Raw genomic sequence first — 21,387 nt, forward strand, 5'->3', positions numbered from 1 at the left:
CTACCCGGTGCGTGGAGGTGGAAACGCGCGTGGTGTCAAGCCAAATGTCGGCAAAGCGCCAGTTCAGGTGCGGCCGGGGTGGTCGAACGTGAAGACTTGTCGTCCCGGCCGTGAGGAAGCTGATGACGACCTCCCCCCTGGAGCGGGCCGCCGAGTCCTTCGCCGCGGAGCTCGCCCGGCACCGGACGGGGCGAGGACTCTCCAAGAAGCAACTCGCCACGCTCATGGGCTTCGACCCGTCCTACGTCAGCCACGTCGAGGGGCGCCGGCACCGGCCCACCGAGGACTTCGCCCGCCGCGCCGAGGCCGTCCTCGACGCCAGCGGCGCGATCTGGCAACGCTTCCGGGAGTACGACCAGCTCCGCCAGGCCCGGCCCGTTCCGGCGCACCGCGAGCTGCCACCGCCCGGGCAGTGGCTGCCCCCGGGCACCGGCCTGGTCGTCGAGCGCGAGGCCGCCACCCTCACCCACACCGACGAGGGCTACCACTGCGTGGTGCGCCGCCAACTGCACAACGTCGGCACCGAGCCGGTGACCCGCCACCTGGTCCGGGTCGCCGTCGACCGCTACCCCGACGACCCGGGCCGCTCCAACCGGCACCACCGGGAGCACCCGCTCACCTTCGCCGAGCTGCGGCTGCGGGCGTACCGGGACGACGGTGGCAGCCGCGAGCCGATGCACTGGCGGGCCAAGCACGACCGGGACGCCTACAAGGAGATCTGGCTGCTCCTCGAGAACGGTGAGGGGCCGTTCCCGCTGCACCCGGGCGAACGGGTCGAGATCGAGTACGCGTACCACGTCGGCCGGGAGAAGTGGGGCCCCTGGTTCCAGCGCGCCGTACGCCTGCCCACCCGGCACCTGGCAGTCCGGCTGGACCTGCCGGTGGCGCTCGACCCCCGGGTCTGGGGGGTGGAGACCTCCCTCTCCGCCGACGAGGGGCCGCTGCGTACCCCGATCCGCCGGCACGACCGCGATGACCGCGCGATCTTCGACTGGGCGACCGACGACCCGCCGCTCAACTCCCGCTACCGCCTGCAGTGGCGGTTCCGAGGCGAACCGGCGGACGCGGAACGAGCCACGGCGGCCGGTCGGGCCGGCGACCGGCTGCGCGCCCTCGGCGTGCTGCCCCACGACGCCGACCTGCTGCGCCGGCCCGCCCGACCGTTCGACCTGCCCGACGACGAGACCGCCGCCCGGGAGGTGGTCGACCGGCTCACCGCACTGCTGACCCGGGTCGACGAGCTGCACCCGTTCAGCGCCGGCATGGGGCTGGCCGCCCCGCAGGTCGGGGTGGACGCGGCGGCGGCCGTGGTCCGCCCCGCCGACCGGTCCGCCCCGCCGGTGGTGCTGCTCAACCCCCGCGTGGTCGACGCCAGCCCCGACACCGACGAGCAGTACGAGGGCTGCCTCTCCTTCGCCGACCACCGGGGTCTGGTGCCCCGGCCGCTGCGCATCGACGTGGAGCACGCCCGCTGGGACGGCAGCCGGATCATCACCTCGTTCGCGTACGGGATGGCCCGGCTGGTGGCGCACGAGGTCGACCACCTCCAGGGGCGGCTCTACACCGACCGGATGGCGCCGGGCGTGCCGCTGGTGCCGGTCGAGGAATACCGGGAGACCGGCCCCTGACGGCGTCCGGGGGAACGTGCGGGACGCCGTCAGGGGCCGGACGGGGACCGGGTCGCGTGCCCCAGGGGGCGGGGGCACGCGACCCGGTTTTTTCGGGGGAGGAAGGTCTTTACAGGCTGCCGAAGGTGTCGTACCGGATGTTCGGCGGCGGCACCTCGTCCTCGGCGAGCGCCCGCAGGGTGGCCCGGACCATCGGAGCCGAGCCGGAGACGTAGCAGTCGTGCGTCGTCCACGGGCCGTACCGGGTGACCACCTCGGAGATCTCCCCCTGCTCGCCGTCGAAGTCCGGGTCGTCACTGCACGCCGGCGTCACCGACAGCCACGGATGCGCGGCCACCAGCTCCTCCAGGCCCGCCAGGCCGTACAGGTCGTCGGCGTGCCGGGCGCCGTAGAACACGTGCACCCAGCGGGTCCGGTTCCAGCTCGTCAGCTCCTCCACCAGCGCCTTCACCGGGGCCAGGCCGACCCCGCCGGCCACGCAGAGGATGTCCCGGGTCGACTCGCGGTCCAGCGTCATCGAGCCCATCGGCGCGGCCAGCCGGAGCAGCTCGCCCGGTCTGGTCCGGCGGACCAGCGCGCCGGAGAGCCAGCCCGCCCCGGCCGGCGTACGGATGTGGAACTCCAGCACGTTGTCGTCGTTCGGGGCGTTCGCCACCGAGTACGTCCGCCACACCCGGGGGAGGTGCCGGGGCGCCTCGATGCTGACGTACTGCCCGGCCTTCCAGCGCAGCGGATGCTGGAGGGCGCGGACGGTCAGCACCGCCGTGTCCGGCCCGTGCCGCTCGTGGGTCAGCACCTCGGCGTGCCAGTACGGCGGATCGTCGTCCGCCGCCGCGCCGGCCTGCATCTTCTCGCTGATCGCCGCGTACGCGTCCCGCCAGGCCTGGTCGTACTCCAGGTTCCAGCCGTCGCCGGCGGTGCTGCGCAGCGCGTCCAGCAGCGCGACGCCCATCGTCTCGTAGTGCGTGGCGGCCGCGTGGTACTTGCGGTGGTCGCGGCCGAGCGAGCGCAGGTACTCGTCGAAGCTCTCCGGGTCGTCCACCACCTGGGTCGCGGCGACGATGGCTTCCACCAGCCGGTCGCGCTGGGCGGCCATCTGCACCGGGAAGAGCTTGCGCAGCTCCGGGTCGAGGAGGAACAGCCGGGCATAGAAGTGACCGGTCAGCCGGTCCCGGTCCTCCTCGACCAGGGTCCAGCTCTCCTTCAGCAGCCGTGCGAAGTTGTCCACGGGACGCGCTCCTCCTCCTGACGGCGGATCGGGCCCGCATAGAATGTCCACGGAGTGTGCGCACCGGTCGCACAGGCTGTGCGACCGTTCCCGCCGGCCCCGCCCGTGCGGCAGAGTGGTGCGGTGACCGTCGACGAGCTGACCCGCCCGGTGACCCGCCGGGTGCTGGGCACCGAGACCCTGCTGGTGCTCGGTCTCTCCCTGGGCCGGTCGGCCGTCTACGCGCTGGTGTCGATCATCGCGAAGCTGGCCGCCGACGGGCCGCTGGCGAAGCAGACCGCCTCGCTCAACACCTCACAGTCGGCCCGGCCGTGGCTGGACCTGACGTACCAGCTCCTCGGCATCGTCTTCGCGCTGCTGCCGGTGCTGCTCGCCGTACACCTGCTGGCGCGGGACCCCGGCGACCCGGCGCGGACGCTCGGGATGGACCTGCGCCGACCCGGATCCGACCTGGCCCGGGGCGCCGGCCTCGCGGCGCTGATCGGCCTGCCCGGCCTGGCGCTGTTCTGGGCGGCCGCGCAGCTCGGAATCAACGCCACCCTGGTCCCCGCCGGCCTGCCCGACCTGTGGTGGGCGGTGCCGGTGCTGATCCTCGCCGCCGTCCAGAACGCCGTGCTGGAGGAGGTGATCGTGGTCGGCTACCTGGTCACCCGGCTGCGCCAGCTCCAGTGGCGGCTCGCCGCGATCATCGCGGCGAGCGCGCTGCTGCGCGGCTCCTACCACCTCTACCAGGGCTTCGGCGCGTTCGTCGGCAACGCCGTGATGGGCGTCGTGTTCAGCCTCTTCTACCTGCGCACCCGGCGGGTGATGCCGCTGATCGTGGCGCACACCCTGCTCGACGTGATCGCCTTCGTCGGCTACGCGTCGCTGCCCAAGGAGTGGTTCAGCTGGCTCTGACCGGCCGGTAGGCGGCCACCGCGCGCGCCGCCAGCCGCTCAGCGGCGGCCGCGTCACCCGCCGCGGCGGCGAGCACCGCCGCCCCCGGCAGCAGCCGGGACGTCAGGCGCAGCGCCGCCCAACCGCCCGCCTGCGCGGCCAGCGGCGCCGCCAACCGCCAGGCGGCCTCCGCCGCGCGCGGCCACGGCCGGTCCCCCGGCCGGTCCGCCGCCCGCGCCGCCGCCAGCGCGGTACGCGCGCTCGCCGCGTCCGGGTGCACCTGGGTCAGCACCAGCAGCTCCACCGCCCGCTCCGCGTCCAGCGGGTCCCGCCCGTACGCCGCCGCCACGTGCAGCACCAGGCCGGCCTGACTCCAGAGCACCGCCGCCAGCTCCGCCACCGGCGCGAACAGCCCGGCCACCGCCGCCGCCGCGCCACCGGCCCCGGCCACCCGCACGAACCGCCGGCTGGCCAGCCGGGCCAGCCCGTCCGGCCCGGCATCCGGGTACGTCGCCCGCAGCCGTTGCGCCCAGTCCTGGGCGCGCGGCCCGATCCCCGCCACGGCGGCCAGGGCGAGCAGCTCCGGCGCGAAGCCGGGATGCTCCAGCAGCCGGCTCCGGATCTCCGCCAGGCCCAGTTCCCGGGTACGCCCCGGCGCCGCCGGCTGCTGCTCGGCCCTGAGCGCGAGATCAGGTGCCGGTCGGGCCGTGTCCGGTCCGAGTGCGTCGGTGTCGGCGGTCGGTGCGGGGGCCTCCGGGGTGGCGGGTGTGACCTGCTCGGCCGTGGCGAGGGCTGGCCCGGGCGTCGCCTTCTTCGGGGTCGCCTTCTTCGGTGGTGTCGCCTTCTTGGGCGTGGCCGTCTTTCTCGCCGCGGCGGTGCGGCTCTCGCCCGGTGTGCCCGAGCGCGAGGTCGTCTCCTTACGCGGGGCGGTCTTCCGCGCGGTCTTCCGCCTCGTCGACGAGGCAGGGGTCTCCGGCCGCGCGGCGTCGGGCTCTGCCTCCGGTATCGGGGGCGTCACGGAATTCACCGAGGGCGTGGGCGTCGCGCCGGAACTCACCGGACCAGTCGGCTCGGCCGCGCCGGGTGTGACCGGGGCAACGACGCCCACTGGGCGGCCCGGCTGCTCCACCGGCGTGCCGAGCCCGCCGCGACGCTGGTCGGTCGGCGCGGTGCCGGTCGTCGCCCCGCTGGTGGCCGCCGTTCCGCTGTCCGCGCCGCTGGTGGACTCCGGTGCGGCCGGCGTCTTGCCGGTGGCCGCTTCCCTCGTCGACCGGGCGGTCTGCTGCCCGGGCGGCGCCTGCCGGGCCGTCGAGGTGCTCCGCTTCCGTGGGCGGTCCGCCGCTGGTGTGTCCGCGGTCACCTGCCCGGTGATCTCCTGCTCACCGCCTGCGCCGTGGGCCGCCGTGCCGCCGCTGGGGCTCGCACTGGCTTTCTCTCCGGTAGGTACGTCGGCCGGGCCGGTCACACCGGGCTCGGTCGGGGTGCCGGCGCTACCCGACGCTTTCCTCGCGGGCCGTGGCTGGCGGGGCAGCGGCTGATCGGGATCAGGTGGCTGGAACAGGACTGCGGGCGCGCCCTTCGCCGGACGACGCCTCCCCGGGGAGGCGTCCGTACCCTCGTCCTGGCCCGGCCCGGCCGCCTTCGTTGCGGCCGGGGGTGGGGTGAAGGTGGCCTTCGGAGAGCGCCGGCGAGCCCCTTCGGCGGACTCGCGGCGGGGCGGATCGCTCGGCGTCTGCTCCTGCATGTCGATGGAGCGTAGTCCCGAACGTGACGGCGCACACGGTGAAAACACCTCGCTGCGGTAGTCGCTTTGCCCCCGGTGGGGGCGGACCTGTATCCTCGGGCGCGGTGGTCTGCAGGGCCACCAGGGAGACTTCGCCTAGTCTGGTCTATGGCGCCGCACTGCTAATGCGGTTGGGGTCTTAAAGCCCCTCCCGGGTTCGAATCCCGGAGTCTCCGCGCGGAAGCCGGGTGTGTAGACTGGCCAAGCACCGAGCGCCCGTAGCTCAACGGATAGAGCATCTGACTACGGATCAGAAGGTTAGGGGTTCGAATCCCTTCGGGCGCACAGCAGATCAAGGGCCGGTTTCCCATCACGGGAGACCGGCCCTTGATCTTTCTGACCCCCACGGCTGACCCCCTACGCCTACGCGTCGAAGAGGAAGCCGAGCCGGTCGACCGCGTCCTGCTGCACCCGGCGCGTCGCCTCCACATAGATCGACTTGGTGACCGTGGGAGAGCTGTGCCCGAGCACATCCTGAATCCGTTCGAGCGGCACGCCCTGGTCGTAAAGCAGCGTCGCGCACGAATGGCGCAGGTCATGCACACGAATGCGCCGAACTCCCGCCCGCTCGCACAACTGGTCAAAGTGCCGATTGATATTGCGGGGCTCGATCGGAGTGCCGATCTTCGTGGTGAACAGCAATCCATGCTCCTGCCAGCGGTCCCCGGCCGCCTCCCGCTCCGTCCGTTGCAGCGCCCGATGACCGCGCAGCACGTCGACCAGACTGAGCGGCAGAGCCACGGCCCGCTCCGAGCCGTCCGTCTTCACCGGCCCGAACCGGAGCTCACCGCCGGTGCGTTGCAGCGACTGCCGAACGCGGAGCACGTTGTCGACCAGGTCCACGTCGACCCATCGCAGCGCCAGCGCCTCACCGCGGCGAAGCCCAAGGGCCAAGGCGACCGAGTAGAGCGCGTACCACCGGTCATCCCGCGCCGTCTTCAAGAACCGCTTGGCCTCATCAGCCGTCCATGGCGTGAACTTTGGCCGGTACCGGTGCGAGATCCGCAGGGCCTTCGCCGGGTTGCTCGCCACCAGCTCCTCCGTCACCGCGTCTTGAAGCGCCGCCCGCAGCAGCCGGTGGGCGTAGCGGATCAAGGCGGCCCGCAAGCGGGCCGCGCCGGCCCGGCACCGGCCTGCTGGCGACCTCCGGCCGGCATCGGCCGGGCCGGCCGGCCACACTGGCGGATGAGAAGACCTTGAAGACCTCGGGGCTCCGCCCCGAACCCCGGCCCTCCTCAGAGATCGGCCGGGAGCGGATCACCTCGCCGGGCACCACAAGGGCTACCAGCCTCCCCGGACGGGGCCAAGGTCGTTCGGCTGGTGAGGCGCTCCACCTTGTCCCCGTCCGGGGAGGCTGGACGGTCAACGACTGCCCGACGAGGAGATCCGCCGCAGCAGCGCGGTTGTCAAGCGTCGCCACCGGACCCCAACAGCAAGCTGACCTGAGCCAACGTGTCTGACGACATAGCCCCAGGGCGGCGGAACGCGGACCTAGTCTCGCTGATCCGCCCGGCCGAGGTCCGAGTCCAGTGCTGCGGACCCCAGCAGCCCTGCTCCTCAAGGAGTATCCGGGCCAGCGCCCCGGTCTCTCCAGCGGCGCCGCAGGCGGTCAACATCGCAGCGAGGACATCGCCCGCATCCAAGGGAAGGTCCGCGTCACTCATGATCGGCAACAACAGAAGGAAGGTGTAGGGGTCAAGGCGCGGGGCCGATCCGGCTTCGGCCGCCTTATGCGCGACGGCGAGCAACTCTGGCCAGCACAGCCCCGGCCCCCTGAAGCAACCTTCGACCCTTGCCAAGGGAACCGTCGCCTTCCACTCAGGATGGTGCAGCAGGTAGTCGTACCCTCCTTCCCGGGGAAGGTTGCGGTACACGACATAAAGCAGGTGCCCTGCCGAGAGCGGGACTGACAGCACTGGCCACTGGCGCTCATCGCTGACCCGTTCGAAAAACTGCAACAGGTCGGCCTTGCTGACCCCGAATCCCGCACACAGCGGCTCTTCGACGCCGTTGGTGCATTGCAACAAGTGGCTCGCCCAGAACAGTGGCTCGTCTACCAGGTACGCCCCATCGACCAAGGGGTCGTCTTCATAGCCTGGGATCTTGTGCATCGGCCGATTCTGGCACAGATCTCTGACCCCAGCCTGACCCCAGCACGACGCCAACGGCCGCCACTAGGTGAACGCTGGCCACGAGCTAGCCGGGAGACGAGGCGGGTGTCGGCGGATGCGGGACGCTCCTACGGATCAGAAGGTTAGGGGTTCGAGTCCCTTCGGGCGCACAGCAGCTGAGGGGCCGTTTCGGGAGACCGAGACGGCCCCTTTCCGTCTCGTACAGCAGCGAAGTACAGCAGTACGTCACGCCGTTTCCGGCCATTCATGCGCTCGCCCAGGCGCTTCAACGCCTCGCGGGTCTGCTTTCGAGCTGACCTTGGTGTAGATCTCCATCGTGACCTTGATGTCGGCGTGCCGCAGGATCTGCATTGCCACCCGCGGGTGCACGTCGAGGTCCGCCAGGACGCTGGTGCAGGTCCGTCGAGCACCTGCACCAGTCCCAGTCATCGCTCGGACCCTACCGCCCACAGGACAGGATTTAGCAGACAGACTGCGCCGACTTCGCGGGGCTGAGCTGCAAGCGTGCTGGTGCATGCCCAATGCAGCGGCCGACGGCGGATAACCGCGATCCTGTGGCTGTACAGCCATCCGTACAGCAAAGCCACCAGCATCGACGGGATGACCAGGAGCGCAGCTGCCCGACCAGCCATCCGCGATCTTCTTCTAACCCCAAGGCCGGAGGGGGTCGTCCACGCCGACGCTTTGCAGCCGCCATTGAGACTCGTCCGGTAGGGCGTTCCACCTCGTGGCTCGCCAGGCCAACTCCTGCGGGGTCGGTTCGTCGCTGATGCCGCCGTTCTTGCGGAACCAGGTCAGCGTCTTGGCTAGACCCGTGGCTAGGTCGTCGTGGTTTACCACCCCGTGCGTGGCAAGTCGGGTCACGTCGAGCACCAGTTCCGCGTCGCGGAACGGGAAGTAGTCACGCGCACGGACGGTGGGGTCAGGGGCAGGAACCACCCTCGGCGGTACTCCGGCGACCTCCCCGAGAATCGCCAGATACTCGCGGAGGGTGTAGCTGGCCGGCTCGCCCACGTTGAACGTTCCCGCGGCCAGCTGGCCCGCGCACCCGGCGGCCACCACCTGGGCGAGCGCTTGGGCATGGCAGAACTGGATGCGGGTGTCGCCATCGCCGGGGACGAAGACCGGCTGGCCAGCCAGGATGCGAGCCCACAGGAACTGCTCGCGTGGGTCCGGGTTGTGCGGACCGTAAACGTACGGCGGCCGGAGGACGGTCAGACCGCTGTGGCATGCACCGCGCAGCACGGCCTCGCACTCCGCCTTCGCCTCGCCGTAACCGCCCCAGATGGTGTCGCCGTCGGCCTGGTCGTCCTCTCGGAACGGCGGGGACGCCACCGACCGGTTGTAGACGGCGGCCGAGCTGATGAAGACATAGTCCAGCTCCTGAGGATCCGGCAACGCCGCGAGCACATTGGTGACGTGGTGCGGTTCTGTGCCCGAGACGTCGACGACCGCGTCGAAGCCCCTCAGGCCGAGTTGCTTCAGCTGCGCGGGGTCGTTGCGGTCCGCGACGAGCTGCCGTATCCGCGGATCCCACAGCGGCCTGGAACCCCGGTTAAGGACGGTGACCTCGTGATCGTCGAGCAGCGCAGTCACGATGGCGCGGCCGATGAACTGGGTACCGCCCAGCACCATTACCTGCATGGTCACTCCTTGAGAATGGCGGGCGAATTGCCCACGGTCAGCCTGCCCTCAGACGGCATCATCCCTCCGTGCCATTAGCGTGCCATTGAGCTAGGACAGCAGGGGTCAGCCGAGACCACTAGAGACCACTGCGACCAGGCCGCCAACAGCCGGACATCGACAATTCCCAAGCTGTTGGTACCTAACCCAAGCCTGACCCCGGCGCGACGCCAACAGCCGCTATCAGGTGAACGTCGGCAAGGACCTGGCGGCGAGGCGAGCCGGGTGCCGGTGGACACCCGGCGCTCCTACGGATCAGAAGGTTAGGGGTTTCCGCTTTATCAAATCAAGGCGGCCCGCAAGTGGGCCGCGCCGGCCCGGCCCCGGCCTGCTGGCGACCTCCGGCCGGCATCGGCCGGGCCGGCCGGCCAGGCTGACGGACGATCAGGGCCCGAAGACCTCGGGGCTCCGCCCTGAACCCCGACCCTCCTCAGAGATCAGCCGCGGATCCCCTCGACGGGCACCACAAGGGCTACCAGCCTCCCCGGATGGGGGCGAAGGTCGTTCGTTCCGGTAGGGCGCTCCACCTTGTCCCCGTCCTGGGAGGCTGGACGGTCTACGACTGCCCGACGAGGAGATCCGCCCACCGGCCGCGCCTCAACTTCATGCCGTGACCGCTTCGAGTTGCGTACCAGCCGCCGCGGGTGGTGTGGTGCCCAGCGGGAACTCGCAGACGGTGCGCCAAGGGCTTACGTCCGGCGTTCCGGCGATGAGCCGGACCTTGTCGATGGCCGCGTTGATCGGCAGGTGCGCGGAGATGGTTTCCGCGGCGTGGCTCAGCATGGGCTTGGCGGCGTCGTGACCGATGGTCAGGTGCGGCACCACGTCGCTGTACGCCCCGGCATACGGGGGCGCCTCGGGAAACTGCTGCCACACCGCCGCAGTGAGCTCCCGGAACGGACGATCTGGCTGCGGAGCAAGCCAGACGACCGTGTCACCAAACCAGCCGACGTGAGTCAGTGCAACGTCGAACCGCGGTATGCCGGCAATGGTCTCGCGCAGCACGGCCAAGGCCTGCTCATTGATCTGCTGCGGGGGCAGGAACGGGTAGAGGACGGTCACGTGCGCTGGCACGCCCCACGAGGCAGCCCGGTCGAGCGATGCCCGGAACCGGCCTACCGCCTCCTCGGCCTCGGGTATCGGCACGATGAGCGCCGTCTGGGTCGGTTCCATACCCGTAGTTTTCCGACCATGGCCGGTGCAGGTCTACTGGATTTCGCCACCGGTGCTGGGTAGGGCCCGCCCGGTGGACGGCATTGGGACGACCCTGCCGAGGCTACGGAGCAGAGAATCACACGGGCCATCCACGGGCCATAGACCGAGGCCCAGCGGGGGTAAACGAGCTCGGCATCAGCGCGACCAGCAAATCGCCAGCGAAGCGCAGCGGGTCCTGGACCGGTAGCCCGTCGATCGCAGGCGACAACCGGGGTACGGCTCACACGTATCTAGCGAATGGGGTCCGGCCGGAACGGCCGGACCCCATTTCCCTCAAGCTCCACCAACACACGTACGACGGTCTAGGACCGGATTCCCTGGGTGGTGACGAAGTAGGGGTCGACGCTCACCTGGATCTGCAGATCGACCTGGAACCGCCGCTCCCAGGCGACTGCCGCCCGTCCGTCAGGGGTCACCGCGGCTGTCGGGTCGACACCGATCCCCACGATCACCTCCGTGGTGCCGAAGGTGCCCGACCGGGTCACGCGACGTGCCTCCACGCTGCCGACCGAGTTGTTGATGCCCTTCCCCTGCCAGACCACGATGCCGTCACCGTCGTCGTCGAGGCGGACCGAGTGCAGACGGCCCCAGGTCGACAGCAGCACCGGCTGTCCCACCGTCTGCGCGGGGCTGATGGAGGCGGCGTACAGGTACCCGGTGGAGAACAGGTCCCAGGTCAGCATCATGTCGCCGTCGAGGTCGCCGGCGATCGAGTAGTTCACCACGTCCGTGTGCAGTGCGGGGGTGAGCTGACGGACGTTGCCGACGGTCCCGTCACGGGCCACCCAGCGACCCCAGACCTGCGTGCTCTGGCCCTGGTCGCTCCAATGGCGCCAGGTCACCAGGGCGTCGCCGTCCCGGTCCAGCGTGACGTCTGCGGCGAAGTGGCGGTCGATCGGCGAGAGAGGTGCGGACACGGTCTTGAGCTCACTGATGGTCCCACCAGCGCTGAGCGTGCGGGCCTGCACGACGTTGTCGTTGGCCCAGGCGAGGACGGCGTCGCCTTCCCGGTCGTACGCCACCGCCGGCGTTTCCGCAGCTGTCGGAGTCGACGCCAGCACGACAGCCGGCGACAGCGACCCGCTGCTGCTGTACCGGCGCATCATCGGGAAGAAACTGCCGTCGTCGTGCCCCTCGGCCCAGGTGACCACGGCGTCGCCGTCCGAGTCGATGGCCACGTTGGTGCCGTGGGCCTGCACCCCGCCCGCCGACACCGTGATGAGCGGTCCGAGCGTGCCACTCTTGGAGATTCTCCGCGCGTAGATGCTGTTGTCGACGCCGTTGAACGCGCGCCACGCCACGATCGCGTCGCCGTCGTCGTCGACCGCGACCTGCGGGCTGTGCGGGGCCTGGCCGGCCGGGGACAGGGTGGTCGTGGTGCCCCACCGGCCGTTGTAGCTGCGGGATTTGAACTGAACGTACCGCGGGTGCGGATAGTCGTGGGATTCACGCACCCAGACGAAGAGCGCGTCGCCCTGCCGGTCGTAGGCCTGTTGCTGATCGTAGGAGTCGTACCCCGCCGGTGAAATGGAAAGGGGTTGGCTGAACGCGGCCGAGGCGGGGGCCGGTATCGAGACGACGCCGGCGAGGGAGAGCGCGAGCGCGATGACTGCGACGGATCGTCGCGTCCTTGGGCGGGCCATCGATGAGGCCTCCGAACATTCCGAGGTTGCGCGGTGACTTCCGGTTATGTCATTGGTCGACGCCGGCCATTAATCGCGCGGGTCAATTCCCCACCGCTCCGGCGCAACCTGTCGGAGCATAGTGGATGCGGCGGAGAAGTGATGGCCCGCGTCATTGCGGACCGGAGACCGGCACTTCCACCTTGCCGAGAACCACCAATTCCTGCCGTCGCCACAGCCGCCGAAAGCGCGCCGATGGCATTCATCAAACTGGCGTCACGCACCCGGAGCCGGCCCGGGTCACGCCACGCTGGTCCGTACGCCGGGGACCTGCTGGCGCTCCTGCTTGGCCCTGTACATAGCGGCGTCCGCGCGCTGGATCAACTGCTCACCGTTCTCGGCGCGGTCGTTGCAGACCATGCCGATGCTGGCTCCGATCACGACCGGTTCAGCGTCGACCGCGAACGGCTCGCGGAAGGCCGTCTCGATCCGCAGGCAGAGCTCCGTCGCGTCGTAGCGCTCCATGTCGACACAGAGGACGACGAACTCGTCGCCGCCGAATCGGCTCACCGTGTCGCCCGGGCGCAGGCAACGGGCCAGCCGCTCGGCCACCTGGACCAGTAGCTGATCACCGCCGGGGTGGCCGTACCGGTCGTTCACGGCCTTGAACCCGTCCAGATCACAGAAGAGCACGACCACCGGCCGACCGCCCGCGAGCGCGGCGTCCAATCGGTTGGCGAACTCGTGACGGTTCGGCAGGTTGGTCAGGGGGTCGAAGCTCGCCTGGTACCGGAGGACCCGCATCCGCTCCGACCACACGCCCCAGATCCGGAGCATGACCAGCGGGGTCACCGCGGCCGTGCTGACGGCCAGCAGCGCCGTGTCGACGTCCCGGCCGGACAGCTCACTGGCCCCGCCCACGGCGGGCATGGCGCACAGCGCGAGCCCGAGGAAGACCAGGCGCCCCTTGCTCAGGTCGTCCTTCGGCGCCGGACCGGGCTGGAGCAGGCGTACCACCGACCGGGCGAGCCCGCACAACCCCACCGCCGTGTAGCCGGCGAGGTAGATCATGTCCGTGTACGCGGGCCGAGAGCCGGATCCCGGTACGACCACCAGCGCGACGGTGATCACGCCGGCCAGCGAGAGGCCCATCGCCGCGACCAGGAACCACAGCGCCGAAATGAACTCCCTGGCCGTGAGCAGCAGCCGGGTCAGGCAGCCGAAGATTCCGGTCAGCATGAAGACCGTCACGCACGTCGCGATCTGCGACACCTGCGCGGCGGCGACCTCCCGCAGGTGCGGCAGCAGCAGGAAACTCCAGATCACACCGCCAACCGCCATCGCCACGATGGTGCTGTCGATCAACCCGCCGACGTCGTCACGACCGCGCCGCGCGACGATCGTGATCGCCCCGGAGAACATGAATACCTGGGCCAGGGCCGCGAAGACCGCGGCGATCGTGCCGTCGCCGCTCGGCAACTGCATCGCGAAGACGTACCAGTACCAGGCCACGTTGCCGGCGTTGAAGCTGACCAGCGCGGCGAGCAGGAACCACATGGGCTTGCGGCTGTCGGCGGGCGTCCGGATCAGCCCGACCACCACAGCGGGGACCGTCGCGAACGACAGGACGAGGTAGTCGACCATCCGCTGCGCGTCGGACAGGTACGGATAGACCGCGATGCCGGCCAGGCAGAGCGTCAGGTAGGCGAGGCTCAGGCCGAGACCGCCCGGCACCGAGTGCAGGCCGCGATACCGGCCCATCGGGCGCGCTTCCCAGTCGACCCCGTCGAACACGCTCACGGCAACACGGTAAGGCGGTGATCGACGGCCGCCAACCACCGGTATCGCTACATCCACGCGAACCCACCCTTCCCCACAATGAACCGTCCACCTCGACCGTCCCGGCCAGCGGGATTGCCGGATGGCGGCCCGCATCCGGCGGGATACGGTGCGCGGGACGGGCGGTGCGAGCGGGTCGCCGTCGATGCGCCGGCCGCTCCCGGTCCGTACGGTGAGGACGAGGTGACGGGTTCCACCGATGACAGCCGCCCCGGGTGGGACGCGCTGCCCGACCGGGACGACGCCGTGAACTCCGCCGGCCTGTGTCCGCGCTGTGGCCGGTCGACGACCGACTACGTCTGCCTGCACTGCGCCGCCGAGCACGACTTCCGGGGTGCCTCACTGGTCCGCCGGTTCGTCGACGTTGCCGACCGGTACTCCGAGGAACCGGTGCCGTCGCCCGTTCGCGAGTCAAGCGGCGAGCCGACGCCCGGCGCGGACCCGCCCACCCCGGCGCCGACCTGGACGGCTGCGCCGACTCCGGCCGGACCAGGCCATGCGCGGCGAGGGGTGCCGGCCGTCCGTACCCGTCACCCGCTCGATCCCAGCGGACGGGGCCCACGGGGGGTGCTCGCGGCCGTGGCGATCGCCGTCGGCGCGATCCTGCTCGCCACGGTGGTCGGGATCGTGGGCGCCGTGGTGACCGGCCCGGGTGACGGGGGAAGCCCGGGCGTGAAGGCGACTCCGAGCCGTTAGGCCCGGCCCGGGACCCACGAAAAATCGACCTGCGACGGTGCGCCGGCCGGGGAAGAATCGCGGCCCATGAGGGACAGACCAGTCGGCCTGACCGAAGCGGAGTTGGTCGCCGCCCTGGCCGGAGGCTGGGGCATCGAGGTCGACTCGGCCGGGTACCTCCCCGTGGGCGCGGGCAGCTACCACTGGTCGATGGTCGACCGGCGTGGGACAGCGTGGTTCGTCAAGGCCGACGACCTCGGGTTCGACGGCGCCGGGCGGGACGAGGCGTTCGACCGGCTCGGCCGGTCGTACGACAGTGCGCTCGCCCTGCGCCGGGACGCCGGGCTCGACTTCGTCCTCGCGCCGGTCCCGTCCGCCACCGGCGCGACGCTGTGGCGGCTCACCCAGCGGTACGCCGGGTCGGTGTTTCCGATGGTGGCGGGTGCCGCCGACCGGTTCGGCGCGCACCGGCCCGAGGACCGGGCGGAGCTGGTCGATCTCCTGGCCGAACTGCACCGGGCCACCCCGGTCGTGGCGGGCCTGGCGCCCCGGGCCGACCTGGTGCTCCCCGGTCGGGACCAGCTGCGGGAGGCGCTGTGCGACCTCGACCGGGAGTGGACCGGCGGGCCGTACGGCGAACCCACCCGCAAGCTGCTGTCGGCCCACGCCGGGTACGTCGAAGGGTTGCTCGCCGAGTTCGACCGGCGGGTCGAGCGGGTACGCGCCAGCGTGGCGGACTGGGTGGTCACGCACGGCGAGCCCCATCCCGGCAACGTCATGTGGACACCGGACGGGCTGCGGCTCATCGACTGGGACACTGTCCGGATCGCCCCGGCCGAGCGGGACCTGTGGATGCTCACCGGCGCCCTCGCCCGGATGGTCGGCGAGGACCCGGTCGGCGACGACGAGGAGATCCTCGCGCGCTACGCGCGAGCCACCGGCCGGACCGCCACGCCGGCTGCCCTCGACCTCTACCCACTGTGGTGGAAGCTCGCCGACATCGCCGTCTACGTCGACGCGTTGCGCCGACCGCACGGCACCGGCGAGGACATCACCGCGTCTCTGACGTACCTGACCGGGTATCTCGAATCGAGCCCGGACTGACCGGCGGTCCGACGGCGGCCGTGCGCGCCCGCGTGCCAGGACCGCCTGGGCGGGTAGCCCCGATGCCGACGGGGGAAGCCGTCGAGCCGCCGGTGGCAGGATGGGGCGCCATGCAGCGCTTTCGATCCGCAGACGGCACGGAACTGGCCTACCGGCGCGTCGGCTCCGGTCCACCGCTGGTCTGCGTCCCCGGCGGGCCCGGCCAGGCAGTCGAATACCTGGCCGAGCTGGGTGGCTTGAGCGCGACCAGGACGTTGATCCTGCTCGACAACCGAGGGACGGGCGCGTCGGAGGTCCCCGCCGATCCGGCGAGCTACCGGGTCGATCGGCTGGTGGACGACGTCGAGGCGCTGCGCCGCCACCTGGCACTCGACCGGATGGACCTGCTCGGGCACTCCGCCAGCGGCGGCATCTGCCTGCTCTACGCCGACCGGCACCCGCAGCGGCTGGACCGCCTCGTCCTGGTGGCGCCGTCACTGCGGGTGGTGGACATCCAGTCGGACCTCGCGGTGGCCGACGTCCTGGCCGAGCGGTCCCACGAACCCTGGTACGCCGAGGCGGTGGCCGCGCTGCACGCCGACGCCAGCAGCGAGGAGGAGCAGCAGCGCTACCGCCGGCTCGCCGCCCCCCTGCTCTACGGCCGGTGGGACGCGGCGGCTCGGGCGCAGGCGTCCGCCGAGCCGGCCCAGTTCTCCGCGCCGGCCACCGACGGCTTCTACGCCGGCTTCACCCCGGATCCGGCACTGCCCGCCCGGTTGGCCTCGCTGTCCGTGCCGACCCTGCTGGTGGCCGGGGAGTACGACATCTGGCCGACGGTCACGGCGGTGCGGGAGTTGGCCCGCCTGTTCGCCCGGGCCGAGGTGCTGGTGCAGCCGAGGGCGGGGCACTTTCCCTGGGTCGACGACCCGGCCGCCTTCGCGTCGTCCGTGGAGGGTTTCCTGTCGGCCGGCTGATGAGCGGGTGACGCGCGGCCGGTCCGCGTGCCACGGACCGGCCGGCGCACCGCAGGGGATCAGCTCACCGGCGCAAGGCCCCGGCTGATCTGCATCGTCATGTCGATGACCTGCCACAGCACCTCGGGCGCCTGCGCGCCGTCTTCGGTGGCCACCGTCTTCGTGACTCCGTTGCGGTAGGTCACGCTGACGGTGTAGCGGAACCGGTCGGCACCCGCGCCCGCCGTATACGACGGAGAAAGGCGACGGAATTCGCAAGAGCCGGCCGTCGCCATCAGATCAGCGGTGGAGATGTGGACCGTGCTGGCGGAAACGGTGTACTGCTCGTTCACCCCGGCGAATCCACCGGTGCGGGTGAGGGTCACCTGGTAGGCGTCGCTCCAAGCGGCCTGGGCCGGTGCGGCGGAGGCGAGCGTGGCGGCTCCGACCCCGGTGAGCAGCGCGAACGCCGAGATGACCTGACCGATGGCGCGCAGCATGACAGACATGGCTGAACCCCTTTCCTCGTGGGAATGGTGGAACTCGGCGAATCCCTGTCGGCGGTCACCGACGCCGGGATCGGCCCCCCGACCGTTGTCGTGGAGCCTGTCGCCCGTTCCTTGTCGACCCCATTTCTAGCACCGTTCGAGACGACTGAACCAGGTCTGTAGGTCCCTGGAGGACGGTTCGATCGGTGCAACTTGTTGCGATTGTTTCAAGGCATTTAAACAATTCATTCGGCGTCGGTTCGACCCGTTCAGGGCGTGCTCGCGCCGCTTCCCAGGTCGACCGCCCGGACCGGAAACGGCGGTGCCGCCTCGGCCCCGGAAACATCGTTGGTGGGTTCACCCGATCACGTCGCGGTACGCCGCGGCGATCCCGGCCAGGCCCCGGCCGAGCTCGGCCCCGCGTACCCCGGCGTAGCCGACGACCAGTGCCGGTGGACGGTCGTCGTCCCGCAGGGCGTAGAACCGGCCGCCCCGGACCAGCACCGACCGCCGCCGGGCGGCCTGCACCATCTCTTCCTCGGCGCACCGCCGGGGCAGCACCAGGTACGCCTGCAGTCCGCTGTCCCCGCCGAGCAGCGTGACGCCGGGCAGATGGCGGCTGATGTGCTGGCGTACCGTCTGGCGGCGCTTCTGGAACTCGGCGCGCAGCCGGCGCAGGTGCCGGTCGAAGGCGCCGGTGTCGACCAGCCGGGCGAACGCGAGCTGTTCGAGACCGGAGCAACCGAGGTCCCAGCCGGCCCGGAGTCGCTCGACCGGCGCGGTCAGCTCGGTGGGCGTGGCGAGCCAGCCGAGCCGCAGTGCCGGGGCGAGCACCTTGCTGGCGCTGCCCGCGTAGATCACCCGGTCGGGGGCGAGGCTCTGGAGGGCCGGCATGCGCTGCGACGGCCCGGCGAACGCCGCGTCGAAGTCGTCCTCGACGATGTACCCGTCCACCGAGCGGGCCCAGTCGACCAGTTCCGCCCGGCGTTCCGGGTCGAGTGCGACCCCGGTCGGGAACTGGCTGGTCGGGGTGGTGAGCACCGCCCGGACGCCGCTGCGGGCCAGCTCGTCGACCCGGATGCCGCGTCGGTCGACCGGGATACCCACCGGGCGTAGGCCGGCGTCCGCGATGAACTTCCATTCGCCCGGGTGCCCCGGGTCCTCCACGCCCAGCGTGTCGTGGCCCCGGTCCCGCAGCACCCGGCAGAGCAGCGCGAGCCCCTGGGCGAACCCCGAGGTGATCATGAGGTGTTCGGGTCGGGTCCGGACTCCGCGTACCCGACCCAGATAGCCGGCGAGCGTGTGCCGGGCCACCGGCAGCCCGGACGGCGGCGCGTAGCCCAGCTCCCGCGGGCCGGCAGCGCTGACCACAGAGCTGACGCAGCGGATCCACTCCTGGCGCGGGAAGGCGGACACGTCGGAGCCGCCGGTGCGCAGGTCCCGGAGGGCCCTCGCGGGGGCCCGGTCCTCCGGGGTGAGCGCCGAGCCGACCTCGGTGCGGGCCGTCGCCGCGACGGAGGTGCCGGAGCCCCGCTGGGAGACCAGATAGCCCTCGGCGCCGAGCTGCTCGTACGCCTCGACCACCACACTCCGGGACACGCCGAGGTCGACGGCGAGCTGCCGGCTCGACGGGACGCGGGTGCCGGGGAGCAGCGCTCCCTCCTCGATCTGCCGGCGTAACGCGTCCCGGAGCTGCACCGCCAATGTCACGCGGGAATCGCCATCTATTGACAAGCCTAGATGCAACACCAAGTGGTCCTCTCCGCAGTCCTCAAAGTGGTATGGACAACGCGACCTGCACTTGGCGAAAGTGTTTCCCGGACGCGCCACAACCCGGCGGCCGGCGAATCGGGGCGCATGTTCCGAGGTCGTCCAATGCGGACGACTCCGGATGCCCTGTCGCGTCGGCGTACGGGTGGGTGTGCGAGTCCTTTCGGACGGGGGGAGGTCCGACCTGCTGCTTCGGGCGGCGGGACCGTTGCCAATGGCGGCACGGGAGTCGGGCTGTTCAGAGGGGGTTCCACAGTGTCCTCATTGTCAACCGAGGTAGCCGCACGTCCCGGGTATTCCCATTCCCTGGCGGATCGGCACCCGCCCCTGGCGGGCACCATTCCGATTAGCGTGACATCTGTCACACTGCCGTCAATCAATCCGTTGTCGCTCTACACGGCGCTCGCCGAAAAGGTTGCCGCCGATAACATCTACCTCTTCGAGAGCCTGGACGGCCCGGCCCGGGACCGGCACTCCGCGGCGGTGGGCTGGGGACGTCTCGCCGAGTTGCGGATCATCGCCGACCGGTTCGAACTGACCGCCGCCGGTCCGCTCGGCGACGCCCTCGCCGTCGTGGTCACGGCCGTCCTGGGCGAGCCCGTCCGGCGCCGGGGCGACACCCACGGCTGGGCGGTGCCGGGGCCCGCGCAGGTGTGGGCCGCGCTGCGGGCGGTGCAGCGGTCGTTCGCCGTCGAGACCACGGTGTCCGCCGACAGCTTCGCCTTCGGCTTCCTCACCACCCTGGCGTACGAGGCCGCGCGGGACATGGACGAGCTCTCCGTCGACCGGGCGGTCGACGACGTCCCCCGCTGCACGCTCGCACTCTTCCGGCACACCGCCTGGTGGGACCTGCGCTCCGGCACCGTCCAGCAGCTCTCCGCCGGCGGCCCGCACCTGCCGACCGAGCCCGCGCTCGCGGTGGCCGACCTGGTGGCCGGGCTCCCCGAGGACCACCGGGACGTGCCGGTCGCCCCGCCGCCGAACCTCGTGCGGGACAACCTCGACGAGGAGACCTTCGCGGCCCGGGTGAAGCAGTGCCTGCGACACATCGAGGTCGGCGACAGCTACCAGATCCAGATCGGCCACCGGATCGACGTCGAGACCGACCTCACCCCGCTCCAGGTCTACCGGCGGCTGCGCCACCGCAACCCCTCGCCGTACATGTACCTGGTGCCGTGGGCGGGCCGTACCGTCATCGGCGCGAGCCCGGAGCTGTTCCTCCGGATCGACCACGGGCGGGTGTCGATGCGTCCGATCGCCGGCACCGCGGCCCGGGCGGCCGATCCGGAGACCGACCGCCGGCGGGTGGCGGAGCTGCTGGCCAGCGAGAAGGAACGGGCCGAGCACGTCATGCTCGTCGACCTGTGCCGCAACGACATCGGCCGGGTCTGCGAGCCGGGGACGCTCTCGGTCGACGCGATGCTCGACGTCGAACCGTTCGCGTACGTGCACCACCTGGTCTCCACCGTCTCCGGTCGACTCGCCGACGACGCCGACGTGTGGGCGGCCATCTGCGCCGCCTTTCCGGCCGGCACCATGACCGGGGCCCCGAAGCTGCGGGCGATGGAGATCATCGACGGCCTGGAGGACGAGCCCCGGGGCGTCTACGCGGGGTCGCTCGGCCTGGTCGACGTGCGCGGCTTCGCGGTGCTCGCGCTCTGCATCCGCACCGCCGTCCACGATGGTCGCCGATACCGCACCCAGGCCTCCGCCGGGGTCGTCGCCGACTCCACACCCGCCGCCGAGTGGCGGGAGACGCTGGCCAAGATGAGCGCCACCTACTGGGCCCTGACCGGTGAGGAGCTGCTGCCGTGAAGGTCCTGCTCGTCGACGCGTACGACAGCTTCACCCACATCATCGACCAGTACCTGCGCACCCTCGGCGCCCGTACCGTGGTGGTCCGCTCCCGGTCCCGGACGGACGAGGAACTCGCCACGCTGCGGCCGGACGCGGTGGTGCTCGGCCCCGGCCCGGGGCACCCCGCCGAGTCCGGGCACGTCGAGCTGGTGCGCGCCTTCGCCGGCCGGGTTCCGCTGCTCGGCGTCTGCCTCGGCCACCAGGCGATCGGGCTGGCCTACGGCGGGACGATCGCGGTCGCCCGGCACCTGATGCACGGCAAGACCAGCCTGGTCGGTCACGACGGCCGAGGGGTCTTCTCCGGGGCGGTCGCCCCGCTGACCGTCACCCGCTACCACTCGCTCATCGTCGACGACCCGGTGCCGCCCGCGCTGGAGGTCACCGCCCGGGCGTCCGACGACGGGTACGTGATGGGCGTGCGCCATCGCTCCCTCGCCGTGGAGGGGGTCCAGTTCCACCCGGAGAGCGTGATGACAGAGGACGGGCTGCGCCTGTTTGACAACTTCCTGCGCGGCGCCCCGACGGCGCTGCCCGTCGCAGGTTGAGCGGCACACG

General features: G+C 71.3%; 17 protein-coding genes, 2 tRNA genes and 1 pseudogene. 9 read left to right on the plus strand and 11 right to left on the minus strand.

Annotated features, from left to right (window positions below):
- The first annotated feature begins 122 nt into the window (after positions 1–122).
- Entirely contained in the window at positions 123–1,628 is a 1,506-nt protein-coding gene (locus GA0074696_RS03735; protein WP_088959796.1) for a peptide deformylase, read from the plus strand.
- A 109-nt stretch (positions 1,629–1,737) separates the two neighbouring features.
- Here the strand turns inward: GA0074696_RS03735 and GA0074696_RS03740 are convergent, their stop codons facing one another.
- The gene (locus GA0074696_RS03740; RefSeq protein WP_088959797.1) at positions 1,738–2,856 is read right to left on the minus strand and encodes a globin domain-containing protein; all 1,119 of its coding nucleotides are present in this window, start codon (positions 2,854–2,856) and stop codon (positions 1,738–1,740) included.
- Positions 2,857–2,979: 123 nt separating this feature from the next.
- Here GA0074696_RS03740 and GA0074696_RS03745 point away from each other — a divergent pair, with 123 nt between their 5' ends.
- Positions 2,980–3,753 (plus strand): CPBP family intramembrane glutamic endopeptidase, encoded by a 774-nt coding sequence (locus GA0074696_RS03745; RefSeq protein ID WP_088959798.1) that lies wholly within the window; start codon positions 2,980–2,982, stop codon positions 3,751–3,753.
- Here GA0074696_RS03745 and GA0074696_RS31635 read toward each other — a convergent pair.
- On the minus strand, positions 3,740–5,092 hold the full coding sequence (locus GA0074696_RS31635; protein ID WP_231925250.1) for a hypothetical protein: 1,353 nt from the start codon (positions 5,090–5,092) through the stop codon (positions 3,740–3,742). The two genes, GA0074696_RS03745 and GA0074696_RS31635, sit on opposite strands and share 14 nt — an antisense overlap.
- 508 nt (positions 5,093–5,600) lie before the next feature.
- On the opposite strand from GA0074696_RS31635, the gene GA0074696_RS03760 reads away from it, so the two are divergent.
- Together GA0074696_RS03760 and GA0074696_RS03765 are read left to right on the plus strand one after the other, a co-directional pair.
- Positions 5,601–5,691, plus strand: a tRNA-Ser gene (locus tag GA0074696_RS03760).
- Positions 5,692–5,727: 36 nt separating this feature from the next.
- Positions 5,728–5,800: transfer RNA gene (locus tag GA0074696_RS03765), tRNA-Arg, on the plus strand.
- 78 nt (positions 5,801–5,878) lie between these two features.
- Here the strand turns inward: GA0074696_RS03765 and GA0074696_RS03770 are convergent.
- From GA0074696_RS03770 to GA0074696_RS03795, 7 genes and pseudogenes are all read right to left on the minus strand, one after another.
- On the minus strand, positions 5,879–6,610 hold the full coding sequence (locus GA0074696_RS03770) for a tyrosine-type recombinase/integrase (protein WP_157745792.1): 732 nt from the start codon (positions 6,608–6,610) through the stop codon (positions 5,879–5,881).
- A 311-nt stretch (positions 6,611–6,921) separates the two neighbouring features.
- Positions 6,922–7,626 carry a hypothetical protein gene (locus GA0074696_RS03775; RefSeq protein WP_088959801.1) on the minus strand — a complete coding sequence of 235 codons (705 nt, stop codon included), beginning with the start codon at positions 7,624–7,626 and terminating at the stop codon, positions 6,922–6,924.
- 266 nt (positions 7,627–7,892) lie between these two features.
- Positions 7,893–8,055, minus strand: a pseudogene (locus GA0074696_RS30650) (site-specific integrase); the annotation flags it as partial.
- Between the two features lie 237 nt (positions 8,056–8,292).
- Positions 8,293–9,291: an NAD-dependent epimerase/dehydratase family protein gene (locus tag GA0074696_RS03780; RefSeq protein ID WP_088959802.1), complete on the minus strand. Its 999-nt coding sequence runs from the start codon at positions 9,289–9,291 to the stop codon at positions 8,293–8,295.
- A 642-nt stretch (positions 9,292–9,933) separates the two neighbouring features.
- Positions 9,934–10,503 carry a 2'-5' RNA ligase family protein gene (locus GA0074696_RS03785; protein ID WP_088959803.1) on the minus strand — a complete coding sequence of 190 codons (570 nt, stop codon included), beginning with the start codon at positions 10,501–10,503 and terminating at the stop codon, positions 9,934–9,936.
- A gap of 344 nt (positions 10,504–10,847) precedes the next feature.
- Positions 10,848–12,188: a hypothetical protein gene (locus GA0074696_RS03790; protein ID WP_088959804.1), complete on the minus strand. Its 1,341-nt coding sequence runs from the start codon at positions 12,186–12,188 to the stop codon at positions 10,848–10,850.
- A 279-nt stretch (positions 12,189–12,467) separates the two neighbouring features.
- Positions 12,468–13,967, minus strand: coding sequence for a GGDEF domain-containing protein (locus tag GA0074696_RS03795; RefSeq protein ID WP_157745795.1), 1,500 nt, complete (start codon positions 13,965–13,967; stop codon positions 12,468–12,470).
- Positions 13,968–14,189: 222 nt separating this feature from the next.
- On the opposite strand from GA0074696_RS03795, the gene GA0074696_RS03800 reads away from it, so the two are divergent.
- The 3 genes from GA0074696_RS03800 (at position 14,190) to GA0074696_RS03810 (ending at position 16,738) form a co-directional block, all read left to right on the plus strand.
- Positions 14,190–14,702, plus strand: coding sequence for a hypothetical protein (locus GA0074696_RS03800; protein WP_088959806.1), 513 nt, complete (start codon positions 14,190–14,192; stop codon positions 14,700–14,702).
- A 66-nt stretch (positions 14,703–14,768) separates the two neighbouring features.
- Positions 14,769–15,785 carry a phosphotransferase enzyme family protein gene (locus GA0074696_RS03805; RefSeq protein ID WP_231925251.1) on the plus strand — a complete coding sequence of 339 codons (1,017 nt, stop codon included), beginning with the start codon at positions 14,769–14,771 and terminating at the stop codon, positions 15,783–15,785.
- Positions 15,786–15,895: 110 nt separating this feature from the next.
- Positions 15,896–16,738 (plus strand): alpha/beta fold hydrolase, encoded by an 843-nt coding sequence (locus GA0074696_RS03810; protein ID WP_088959807.1) that lies wholly within the window; start codon positions 15,896–15,898, stop codon positions 16,736–16,738.
- Positions 16,739–16,797: 59 nt separating this feature from the next.
- Here the strand turns inward: GA0074696_RS03810 and GA0074696_RS03815 are convergent, their stop codons facing one another.
- Complete coding sequence (locus GA0074696_RS03815; protein ID WP_088959808.1) at positions 16,798–17,226, minus strand: protealysin inhibitor emfourin; 429 nt, start codon at positions 17,224–17,226, stop codon at positions 16,798–16,800.
- A gap of 336 nt (positions 17,227–17,562) precedes the next feature.
- Positions 17,563–18,915 (minus strand): MocR-like pyridoxine biosynthesis transcription factor PdxR, encoded by a 1,353-nt coding sequence (gene pdxR, locus GA0074696_RS03820; protein ID WP_231925252.1) that lies wholly within the window; start codon positions 18,913–18,915, stop codon positions 17,563–17,565.
- A gap of 411 nt (positions 18,916–19,326) precedes the next feature.
- Between pdxR and GA0074696_RS03825 the strand changes: the two genes are divergently transcribed.
- Entirely contained in the window at positions 19,327–20,790 is a 1,464-nt protein-coding gene (locus GA0074696_RS03825; protein WP_231925253.1) for an anthranilate synthase component I family protein, read from the plus strand.
- Positions 20,787–21,377 carry an anthranilate synthase component II gene (locus GA0074696_RS03830; RefSeq protein WP_088959811.1) on the plus strand — a complete coding sequence of 197 codons (591 nt, stop codon included), beginning with the start codon at positions 20,787–20,789 and terminating at the stop codon, positions 21,375–21,377. The genes GA0074696_RS03825 and GA0074696_RS03830 overlap by 4 nt, the downstream gene beginning before the upstream one ends.
- Positions 21,378–21,387 lie beyond the last annotated feature (10 nt).

The organism is Micromonospora purpureochromogenes (genome assembly GCF_900091515.1).
Lineage (GTDB): Bacteria > Actinomycetota > Actinomycetes > Mycobacteriales > Micromonosporaceae > Micromonospora > Micromonospora purpureochromogenes.